Below are 9,936 nucleotides of genomic sequence, written 5' to 3'. Positions count from 1 at the left end.
GGCTTGAAAGCCCGGGACTCGTTATTCGCCGACGCTGATCTTCAGGCCGGCCGCTATCGCAAAGGGTGCCAGGGTAACGGCCAGGGCCGTCAGGCTGGCGAGCCAGAGCAGGTGGCCGGTTGCGGGCATATTTTGCAACGCCGCTTGCAACGCGCCACTGCCCAGGATCAATACAGGGATATACAACGGCAGAATCAGCAACGCCAGTAACAAACCACCGCGCTTCAGACCGACTGTCAGCGCCGCACCTACCGCGCCCAGCAGGCTCAGTACCGGTGTGCCCAGCAGCAGGGAGCCGAGCAGCACTGGCAGGCAATGGCTCGGCAGCCCCAGCATCAGCGCCAGTAGCGGCGCCAACAATACCAGCGCCAGCCCGGAAAAGATCCAGTGCGCCAGCACCTTGGCCAGCACCAGCAGCGCCAGCGGGTGCGGCGACAGCACCCACTGCTCCAGCGAGCCATCCTCGAAATCGCTGCGGAACAAGCCGTCCAGCGACAGCAGCACTGCCAGCAGCGCCGCTACCCAGACCAGGCCCGGCGACAAGGTTTGCAACAATTGGCTTTCCGGGCCGACTGCCAGCGGGAACATGGCCACGACGATGGCGAAGAACACCAGCGGGTTGGCCAGCTCGGCAGGACGACGGAACAGCAGGCGCGCTTCGCGACGCAACAACAGGATGAATACGCTCATGCCGCCCATTGCCCCAGGTTCAGTTCACGGTAACCGGAGGGCTTGCATTCCAGCGTATGGTGGGTGGTCAGCACCACCGTGCCGCCCTGCTCGCAGTGGGCCGCCAGGTGCGCTTCGAGCTGCGCTACGCCTTGCTTGTCCAGGGCAGTGAACGGCTCGTCGAGAATCCACAGCGGCGGGCTGGCCAGGTGCAGCCGGGCCAGGGCCACGCGGCGCTGCTGACCGGCCGACAGGGTATGGCAGGGTACGTCTTCGAAACCGCGCAAACCGACAGCCTCCAGCGCCGCCCAGATCGCCTCGCGGCTGGCCGGCTGGTGGAGGGCGCACAGCCAGGTGAGGTTTTCCTCGGCGGTGAGCAGGTCCTTGATGCCCGCGGCGTGACCGATCCACAGCAGAATGCTGGCCAGGGCATGGCGCTGCTCGGCCAGGGGCTTGCCGCCCAGCAATATCTGCCCGGCGGTGGGTTGCATCAACCCGGCCAGCAGCCGCAGCAAACTGGTCTTGCCGCTGCCGTTGGGGCCGCTGATCTGCAGCATGTCGCCGGCGCCCAGCTCGAAATCGAGCTGCTCGAACAGCAGGCGCCAGTCGCGCTCGCAGGCCAGGCCCGCAGCTTGGAGGTGAAGGGTCACGGTTTCGCCTTATCTTTGTAGGGCTTCGGGCCGGCGTCGCCTGTTTCGCGGGCGTGCCCGCGAAGCAGGCGACGCCGCTCCAGAACCCTTGTGTCTCAAGTCGCCCCGCGCGCTGCCGTTATACTGGCAACCACGGGCGGTCGGCATTATTACACGCGCCACCGCGCTGCCAAGAGGCCGGGTCCGACAGGTTGTATACAATCATGACTGAAATCAATAGTCTCGGCGCACAAACCGCGATCAACAGCCAAGCCATGAAGGCGGGCATGACCGGCGAACTGCTGCGCCTGATCCAGGCGCAGCCCGGCCTGCTGGCACCCGGCGAGACCGCACAGGCCGAGGTCGTGTCGTTGCGCCAGACGGGCCAGGACTTCCAGCTGGTGCTGCGGTTGATACAGGCCAACGGCGTACAGACCCAACTGCAAGCCAGCGCCAGCCAGCCCTTGCCCCAAGGCAGCCAGGTCACTGTCAGCCAGACCGAAAGCAACCGCCTGGCAATCATGCTGCAGCAGGCCAACGCCAGCCAGATCGCCACCCTCGCTCGCCTGGATACCAGCAAAGTGCCCGTCGGCACGCTGCTGCAAGGCAAGGTCCTGACCAACCAGGCATTGGCCCAGGCGCCTGGGCAACCGGCGAGCTACCGGGCGCTGGTCAGCCTGCTCAACACTGCCCAGGCCGGCTCCACCCTTAGCATCGACAGCCCGCGCCCGCTGGCCATTGGCAGCCTGCTCAGCGCACTGGTGCAGGGCGACCAGTCGCTGCGCTTTGTCCCGCTTAGCGGCAGGCAGGACCAGCTCAGCATTGCCCAGCAACTGCTGACCCAGCAAAACCGCCAGGCCTCGCTGCCCGGCCTGCTCAACGCCCTGCAACAGCTCACCCGCGACCCGGGCGTCGATGGCGACCTGCGTGCCAGCGCCGAGCGCCTGCTGGCCGGCCTGCCAGACGCCCGCCAGCTGGGCGACGCCAAGGCCGTGGCCCAGGCCCTGAACAACAGCGGCACTTTCCTTGAAGCGAAACTGCTGGGCGGCTTTCCTGCCAGCGTGGCCACAGACCTGAAGGCCCACCTGCTGCGCCTGATCACTCAGGCCCCGGCCAACGCACCCGGCACGCCCAACCTCGCGCCCGCCAGCCTGGCCGTGACCATGCCGGCGCTGGCCCGCAGCGCGCTGGGCATGCTCGAACGGGTCAGCCCCAAGCCGCAGCCAGGGGCGTTCCCCCTGCCCTCGCGCCTGCTCAAGGCCATGGAAGACGAAGGCGACCTGCAACAACTGCTGCGCCTGGCCGCTGCGGCCATCTCGCGCCTGCAAAGCCATGCCATGAGCAGCCTGCAACAAACCGGCACGCTGGAAAACGGCAATCTGCAGACCACCTGGCAAACTGAAGTGCCGATCCGCCACGGCCAGGAGTTCATCCCATTGCAGGTCAAACTGCAGCGTGAAGAAACCCCGCAACAGCAGGCAGACCGCCAACCCGAAGCACAGGACCCTCTGCAAGCCCTGTGGCGCATCGAACTGGCCTTCGACCTTTCACCTCTCGGCCCACTGCAAGTACAGGCGCAGTTCAGCCAAGGCCGCCTGAGCGGGCACCTGTGGGCAGAGCGCGAACAAACCGCAAAGCTGATCGACAGCCAGCTCGGTGCCTTGCGCCAGCGCCTGCTGGAGCGGGGTCTGGAGGTTGGCGACCTGGAATGCCACCCGGGCATCCCCCCTCAAGGCCCGCGCACACGGGTTGAGCAACGCTGGGTAGACGAAAACGCATGACACAGAAACCACTCCGCCAGGCCATTGCCCTGACCTACGACGGCCAGCAGGCCCCAACCCTCACCGCCAAAGGTGACGATGCGCTGGCCGAGGCCATCCTGGCCCTGGCCCGCGAGCATGAGGTGCCGATCTACGAAAACGCCGAACTGGTGCGCCTGCTGGCACGCCTGGAACTGGGCGAGCAGATCCCGGAGGCACTGTACCTGACCATTGCCGAGATCATTGCCTTCGCCTGGCAACTGCGGGGCAAGGTGCCCGCCGGTTTCAGCGACGAAGCCGAGGCGCCGCGCGACATCACTCCGGTCACCGCACTGCTGCCGCCGGCAAACCACCGGTAGTTATCTACCACCGCCGTCGACGTCAGCCGTTCAGCCTTGCCATTCCTGTCAATGAGCAAGGTGAACACCATGTCCACAAGCCGCATCAACGCCGCCGCCGTGCAGTACGTTCGCGACCACCTGAGCCATATCCCCCGCCCTGACCGCGAAGCCAGCCGTGCGATCCACCAATGGCTGACGCAGCAGGGCCATGACCTTGACCCCGACCAGACCGACGTAGTCACCCTGCACTACCGTGGCAATCAGGCAGTCATCGTCCAGCGCCTTTCACTTACCCAAGCGACGCTTTCAGACTGGCAGGGTGAAACAGCCAAGAACCTGATCGGCCAGTTGCTCCCTGGCCACTGGGCAGGCACGTTGCCAGATGGCCCGCTGACTATCGTCGAGCGCCTGCCCGAACCTGGGGTGTTCGACAACAGCGCCGGCTTCTCGGTGTTCAACGGCCTGTTCCGGCGCACGACCCCGGCCCGCTACGACAGCAGCACACACCTGCCGGTCGACGTCGAGGCCATGCAGCAGTTCATCTGGGACCTGGACTTTCACGCCCGCTTCGTCGGCATGCTCGACAATTACTGGCAACAGGCTGAACAAACCCACCGGCAGTCAATGCAGATCAGCTTCATGGCCGCCTGCAACAAGCAGGTCCAGGAAGGCTCGTTGAGCGATGCAGGCCGCCAGATGGCCTGGCAAGTGGCGGGGCTGATGGCAAAAGCACCCGGTTTGCAGGCAAGGCCTTTGAACGTTTACGGCTACGCAGCCACCGACCTGATCTGCATCACAGACGAGGCACAGCCAAAAGTACTGCTGTACCTGCCAGGCAATGCATCTCCCTTGCATGAGTTCGACGGTATGGCTGCCATGCAAGACTGGTTCGCCGAACAGTGCCGCGACGACGAAAAACGCCTGCGCCTGCGCCAGTACTTCAAACTGGCCGACACCCCCGATGGCCTGGACTTCAGTGGGCTGGATACCGCGCTGGCGGGCCTTGGCGCCTACCCCGGTTTTCACCACCGATCGCCCAACCGCGCAGGCTTCACCGTCGACGGCCCCTGGCCCCCCCGCGAGTACATCAACTACAAGGCCGGCCACTACAGCCCGTTGCTCGCAGGTGATCTGTTCACAGCCCTCACCCAACGCCAGCGCGAGCGCAGCTATGCCGATGCCGATTTCATCATCACCAGCGATGCGCAGGTGACCAAGGCTCGCTGGCGCGGCTACCTGGTGGCGTCGATCAACCTGCTGGCACCACTGGCGCTGGTGGTTCCCGAGCTGATCCCGCTGCTGGCAGCCGGCGGTGTCGCGCAATTTGGCCTGGGGCTCGATCAGGCGATCAACGGCAAGACCCTTGCAGACAAGGACGCTGGTGTGACCAACATCGCCTTCGGCCTGCTTAATGCCGCCCCACTGGCCTTGCTCCCTGCAGACGACCTGCGAATGCTGTTCCCAGGCAAAAGCTCGCGCTTCGTCCTGCCCACGCGTCTTAACGATCAATGGGGCTACCCCCTGAGCCCCAACAGCCCTCCCCGGCTACCTGAAGAAATACTGGCAGACTTTTTCGTGCCAGCCGAGCCACCTGTGGAAGCCACGCGGATTGCCAGGGGACCCTTGAATCGGGCAACGGGTACCAACCCGCTGCTGGCGCTCAAGGACGGCAACGAAGTCCAGGTACTGTATGACACTGAAAACGATGCCTTCATCCTCCAGGAGGATGCCAACGAAGTCCTGCCGAATTACTATCAGGTACACGCGGGCACGCGCGATCTGTATCAGGTCAACCCGGCCACGCGTGGCGCCAGCGATGCAATGCGCATGTACACGCTACGTAATCTGGACGTCGACCTGCAACTGCCGCTCAGTGTGCCTGTGGTCAACAGCTCGGAAGTAACCCCACTGCCCAAGAAAATCCTCAGCATCTGGGTCGGCGGGAAGAGCATCCCCGATGAGCTGGTGGAGAACATCGCGAGCAATGCCAAACGCCTTGAGGGTACAGGCTTTACCTATGAGTTCTACCTGTCGAAGTCCAACCCTAAAGCCTTCATGAAAAACCGCGCAAAGTTGACCGCTGCTTCGAACGTTCAGATCAAAACCCTGGAAGAGCAGCCCTTCTACGCGGCCTTCGAGCAAACTGACTACTACCATCAGTACCGCCAGGCACTGGACAGTAACGGGGCAAACTTCGCGTCTGCCTCCGACGTACTGCGCTACCCGTTACTCCATTCGGAGGGCGGAATCTACATGGACGTCGACGACACGCTGCGCAGCTTCGAAGACAACCCCGACAGCTTCGCCATGATCAGCTCGGTAGCCTTGAAAACCACGCCTGATGGCCTGGTCCTCGGCAGCCCGGTGAACAACGAGCTGCTGGGCATGCATTGTGACTACAACAGCAACATGATCGGCAGCCATGCCAACAACCCGACCCTGCGCGCAATTTCTGCAGAGATGGATGCACGCTACCGCAGCAATCTATCGTTCTACGACATCAGGCCACTGGCAGGCACCCACGGTTACGCAGCCTACGCCAAGGAATTGAGCAGGATGACCGGGCCTGGCTTGCTCAACGATGTAGTTGCTCGGCATCTACCCAGGCTGCAGTTCCTGCGGCAACTAAGCAAGCTGGAGTCGATTCCGCAGACCACTTATCGCGCCCTCACGGAAAACCTGGCCTTCCCCATTGCCCAGGCGCGCAACAACGACCAGGCACTGGGTAGCGTGGCAACCATCGGCAACTACCACTCTTGGGGCAAACCCTGAGGTCGGCGTCCTGAGTTACCTGACCCGCAGCGCGATACAGGATCAGCCCCTGCTCCGGTGCGCCCAGGCAGGCCTGTAACCCAGGTCAGCCGCTGCGGTGCAGCTTGCTCATCAGCTCCGCCTCGGCCTGGGTAAGGCCGCAGCTTTCGGTCAGCTCGGCCACGCTGGCGCCCATGCCAACCAGCTTGGCCGCCTGTGAGAAAGTGACGTTGTTGGGATCGCGCTGCTCCAACTGCTGGAGCCTGTCAGGCAGCGGGGCCATCGTCACGCTCAGCTCGTGCAGCGCCTCGCCCATGCGCACGGTACCGTTCTGGTAGTCGTCCAGGCGCTTGGCCAGGTCCTTGATGCGCTGGTCACGCAGCGCATCGCCCTCGGCTTGCTGCGCAGCCAGCTCGCGCTGGCGCTTGCTGTAGTTGAGGAAGAACCACAGGCTCAGCGCCCAGACCAGCGCCAGGAAGATGACAGCAACCTGTAGGATCAACTCAGATATTCTCCAGCTCGGACCACTCTTCCTCGGTCATCATCTTGTCCAGCTCGACCAGGATCAGCAGTTCGCCATTCTTGTTGCACACGCCCTGGATGAACTTGGCCGACTCTTCGTTACCCACGTTCGGTGCGGTTTCGATTTCGGACTGGCGCAGGTAAACCACTTCGGCCACGCTGTCGACCAGAATGCCGACCACTTGCTTGTCGGCTTCGATGATGACGATACGGGTGTTGTCGGTGACCTCGGTCGGCATCAGGCCAAAACGCTGACGGGTGTCGATCACGGTCACCACATTGCCGCGCAGGTTGATGATGCCCAACACGTAGCTTGGAGCGCCCGGTACCGGGGCGATCTCGGTGTAGCGCAGCACTTCCTGTACCTGCATCACGTTGATGCCGTAGGACTCGTTGTCCAGACGGAAGGTAACCCACTGCAGGATCGGATCTTCGGAACCTTGTGCAGACGACTTTTTCATTCCCCTACCCTCAAAATCCGCTGTTTGGCGGTTGTGTTCTGTGTCATTTCTGTTTGGCGTGCATCTGCTTGACCGCGCCGCTGGCGATCAGCTCGGCCAGTGCGGCGACGTCGAGCAGTGCACACATGTGTTCAATCACCGTGCCGGCCAACCACGGGCGCTGGCCGCGCTGGCTACGCCACTTGATCTCGGACGGGTCCAGGCGCAACGAGCGGCTGACCTGATGCACGGCCAGCCCCCATTCGTAGCCTTGCACGGAAATCACGTAATTCAGGCCTTGACGAAAATCGTCGCGGTAGCGGTCGGGCATTACCCAACGCGCGGTGTCCAGCACCTTCAGGTTGCCGGCCTGGCAGGTCAAAATACCCAGGAACCAGTCAGGCTGGCCGAACAGCGGCGTCAGCTCCTGGCCGGCCAGGTTGTAGATCGAGCCCAGGCACACCAACGGCACCGCCAGGGTCAGGCCGGCGACATCGAACAGCAGGCACTCGAACGGCTCCGCCGCCCACACCGGGCGGCCGTCGACGGTCGCCGGGGGCACCGGGAGATTGGGCGCTGGCAGGTGCACGTCGACCAGCGGCACTGCGGGTTCCACGGTTTGTTCTTCGACCAGCACCGGAATGGCGGCCTCGGCGAGCACCTCCTGCTCGACCACCGTCACCACCGGCGCCTCTACTGGCACGACGCTGGGCAGCACCGCCAGCCTGGGTTCGGCAAACGGCCGCGGGGCAAGGCTGGCAGGGGCTTCGGCGGGTACCGGTCGGGCCAGCTGACGGGCATCACGTGCCTGTTCCTCACGCACCGCCTCGGCGAACGCGTCCTGCGCGGCTGGCGGCTCAAACAGGTCTTCGGCCTCGGTGGCTTCCTGCAGCAGGCCATCGAGGTACGACTGCAAGGCCATCTGCGGCCGGGTGCTGGTGTGTCGGGTCTGGGTCATCAGGCCACCTGCACTGCAGTCTTGTAGGTCAGCAGGTGCTTGAGCAGCGCCCGGTAAGCAATCAACCCGCGGCTCTTGCTGTCGAACTGCGAGGGCGTGACGCCCTTGCGGCTGGCATCGCGCAGGCGCGTATCCACCGGAATATAGCCCTGCCAAACCTGTTGGCCGTAGGTGTCACGCAGTAGCTTGAGTGTGCCCAGGGAGGCCTGGGTGCGGCGGTCGAACAGCGTTGGCACGATCTGGTACGGCAGCGCCTGCTTGCGCGAGCGGTTGATCATGGCCAGGGTGCCGACCATGCGTTCCAGGCCCTTCACCGCCAAAAACTCGGTCTGCACCGGAATCACCAACTGCTGGCTGGCCGCCAGGGCATTGACCATCAACACGCCCAGCAAGGGTGGGCTGTCGATCACGGCATAGTCGAAATCCTGCCACAGCTGCGCCAGACTCTTGGCGATCACCAGGCCCAGGCCATTCTGCCCCGGCGACTGACGCTCCAGCACGGCCAGTGCGGTGCTCGACGGCAACAGCGAAATGCGCTCGTCGCTGGTGGGCAGCAGCAACTGCCCGGGCAGGCCGTCTGGCACTGCGCCCTTGTGCAGGAACAGGTCGTAGCAGCTGTGCTCCAGCGCATCGGGGTTGTGCCCGAAATAGCTGGTCATCGAACCGTGCGGATCGAGGTCGACAACGACCACGCGCTTGCCTGCCTCAGCCAGCAGGCCAGCCAGGGCGATGGTGGTGGTGGTCTTGCCGACGCCACCTTTTTGATTGGCTACTGCCCAGACTCTCATCAAGCAAACTCTATCTATTGATTTGGCAGGGACACTGTAGAAACTACTATCCAAGATCCGGCACGATCCCTGGGGGGAGCGGGCTCATCGAAGCGTCGAACCGCCGCGAACACCGGCGCAGCCGGTGTCATCCACCGCGTCGTCTACTTCGCGGGCATGCCCGCTCCCACAGGGGACGGAGTCACTTTCAATACAATGCAGCGACGGGGAATTGACGGATCACTGCCCCGCCACCGTTGCTGGCGTTGCAGGTGCACTTTGTGTGCCAGCCCGGCGCAACGCGGCATCCGGCGTGGCATGGGCACTGCCCGAGCCGGTCAGGCTGCGGCGCACTTCCAGATTACGCGAAATCACCAGTACCACCCGGCGGTTACGTGCGCGGCCTTCGGCGGTGTCATTGCCGGCTACCGGCTGGTACTCGCCGTAACCCACCGAGGCCATGCGCGCCGGGTTGACCCCTTCCATGGCCAGCAGGCGTACGATACTCGCCGCCCGCGCCGACGACAGCTCCCAGTTGGTCGGGTACTGCGCCGTGCGGATCGGCAGGTTGTCGGTAAAGCCTTCGACATGCACCGGGTTGGCGAACGGCTTGAGGATGTTGGCCACCTTTTCGATGATGGCAAATGCCTTGTCGCTGGGCATGGCATCGCCACTGCCGAACAGTAGCGACGAATTCAGCTCGATCTCGATCCACAACTCGTTGCCGCGCACAGTCATCTGGTTGCTGTTGATCAGGTCGCCAAAGGCATCGCGCACATCATCGCTGATGGTTTTCAGCGGGTCGACATTGGTCGCTGCCAGGCCCGCTTCGGTCTGCTCGCTGTCTTTGACCAGCGGCTCTGCCGGACGCACACTCAACGGCTGCTCATCGCCGATGGGGATCGGTTTCATGCTGCGCTCAGGGTCGTTGAACACCCCGAGCAAGGCCTGGGAAATAACCTTGTACTTGCCCTCGTTGATCGAGGAAATCGAGTACATCACCACGAAAAAGGCGAACAGCAAGGTGATGAAGTCGGCGTACGACACCAGCCAGCGTTCGTGGTTTTCGTGTTCCTCGGTATGACGACGGCGACGCATG

General features: G+C 63.6%; 10 protein-coding genes. 3 read left to right on the top strand and 7 right to left on the bottom strand.

Going from position 1 to position 9,936, the window contains the following annotated elements:
- Positions 1-21: 21 nt before the first annotated feature.
- Positions 22-690, bottom strand: coding sequence for a heme exporter protein CcmB (ccmB, locus tag SB756_RS00465; RefSeq protein WP_012051653.1), 669 nt, complete (start codon positions 688-690; stop codon positions 22-24).
- Entirely contained in the window at positions 687-1,319 is a 633-nt protein-coding gene (gene ccmA / locus SB756_RS00460; RefSeq protein ID WP_410909966.1) for a cytochrome c biogenesis heme-transporting ATPase CcmA, read from the bottom strand. Before ccmA ends, ccmB begins: the two co-directional genes overlap by 4 nt.
- A gap of 203 nt (positions 1,320-1,522) precedes the next feature.
- Here ccmA and SB756_RS00455 point away from each other — a divergent pair, with 203 nt between their 5' ends.
- The 3 genes from SB756_RS00455 to SB756_RS00445 all read left to right on the top strand — a co-directional run bounded on the left by SB756_RS00455 (position 1,523) and on the right by SB756_RS00445 (position 6,171).
- Positions 1,523-3,079 carry a flagellar hook-length control protein FliK gene (locus tag SB756_RS00455; protein ID WP_410909965.1) on the top strand — a complete coding sequence of 519 codons (1,557 nt, stop codon included), beginning with the start codon at positions 1,523-1,525 and terminating at the stop codon, positions 3,077-3,079.
- Complete coding sequence (locus SB756_RS00450) at positions 3,076-3,417, top strand: EscU/YscU/HrcU family type III secretion system export apparatus switch protein (RefSeq protein WP_410909964.1); 342 nt, start codon at positions 3,076-3,078, stop codon at positions 3,415-3,417. Before SB756_RS00455 ends, SB756_RS00450 begins: the two co-directional genes overlap by 4 nt.
- Positions 3,418-3,486: 69 nt before the next feature.
- Positions 3,487-6,171 (top strand): dermonecrotic toxin domain-containing protein, encoded by a 2,685-nt coding sequence (locus SB756_RS00445; protein ID WP_410909963.1) that lies wholly within the window; start codon positions 3,487-3,489, stop codon positions 6,169-6,171.
- Between the two features lie 85 nt (positions 6,172-6,256).
- Here the strand turns inward: SB756_RS00445 and SB756_RS00440 are convergent, their stop codons facing one another.
- The 5 genes from SB756_RS00440 to motD all read right to left on the bottom strand — a co-directional run bounded on the left by SB756_RS00440 (position 6,257) and on the right by motD (position 9,935).
- Positions 6,257-6,652 (bottom strand): DUF2802 domain-containing protein, encoded by a 396-nt coding sequence (locus SB756_RS00440; protein WP_016498573.1) that lies wholly within the window; start codon positions 6,650-6,652, stop codon positions 6,257-6,259.
- Between the two features lies 1 nt (position 6,653).
- Positions 6,654-7,133, bottom strand: a complete 480-nt coding sequence (locus SB756_RS00435; protein ID WP_003254393.1) for a chemotaxis protein CheW — start codon at positions 7,131-7,133, stop codon at positions 6,654-6,656.
- 43 nt (positions 7,134-7,176) lie between these two features.
- Complete coding sequence (locus SB756_RS00430; protein ID WP_341796415.1) at positions 7,177-8,070, bottom strand: CheW domain-containing protein; 894 nt, start codon at positions 8,068-8,070, stop codon at positions 7,177-7,179.
- Positions 8,070-8,858, bottom strand: coding sequence for a ParA family protein (locus tag SB756_RS00425; RefSeq protein ID WP_016488407.1), 789 nt, complete (start codon positions 8,856-8,858; stop codon positions 8,070-8,072). Before SB756_RS00425 ends, SB756_RS00430 begins: the two co-directional genes overlap by 1 nt.
- 219 nt (positions 8,859-9,077) lie before the next feature.
- On the bottom strand, positions 9,078-9,935 hold the full coding sequence (gene motD, locus SB756_RS00420; protein WP_063423084.1) for a flagellar motor protein MotD: 858 nt from the start codon (positions 9,933-9,935) through the stop codon (positions 9,078-9,080).
- Position 9,936: the final 1 nt, after the last annotated feature.

It is taken from the genome of Pseudomonas sp. SIMBA_068 (assembly GCF_046534705.1).
In the GTDB taxonomy this organism is placed as follows: Bacteria; Pseudomonadota; Gammaproteobacteria; order Pseudomonadales; family Pseudomonadaceae; genus Aquipseudomonas; species Aquipseudomonas putida.
The sequence above is the reverse complement of the archived record's forward strand: the minus strand, read 5'-3'. Positions and strand labels throughout refer to the sequence as shown.

What these genes read in the sequence shown, in the direction of transcription:
- ccmB (WP_012051653.1), bottom strand. Translation starts at nt 690, where the DNA reads ATGAGCGTATTCATCCTGTTGTTGCGTCGCGAAGCGCGCCTGCTGTTC.
- SB756_RS00455 (WP_410909965.1), top strand. Translation starts at nt 1,523, where the DNA reads ATGACTGAAATCAATAGTCTCGGCGCACAAACCGCGATCAACAGCCAA.
- SB756_RS00450 (WP_410909964.1), top strand. Translation starts at nt 3,076, where the DNA reads ATGACACAGAAACCACTCCGCCAGGCCATTGCCCTGACCTACGACGGC.
- SB756_RS00445 (WP_410909963.1), top strand. Translation starts at nt 3,487, where the DNA reads ATGTCCACAAGCCGCATCAACGCCGCCGCCGTGCAGTACGTTCGCGAC.
- SB756_RS00435 (WP_003254393.1), bottom strand. Translation starts at nt 7,133, where the DNA reads ATGAAAAAGTCGTCTGCACAAGGTTCCGAAGATCCGATCCTGCAGTGG.
- SB756_RS00430 (WP_341796415.1), bottom strand. Translation starts at nt 8,070, where the DNA reads ATGACCCAGACCCGACACACCAGCACCCGGCCGCAGATGGCCTTGCAG.
- SB756_RS00425 (WP_016488407.1), bottom strand. Translation starts at nt 8,858, where the DNA reads ATGAGAGTCTGGGCAGTAGCCAATCAAAAAGGTGGCGTCGGCAAGACC.
- motD (WP_063423084.1), bottom strand. Translation starts at nt 9,935, where the DNA reads ATGCGTCGCCGTCGTCATACCGAGGAACACGAAAACCACGAACGCTGG.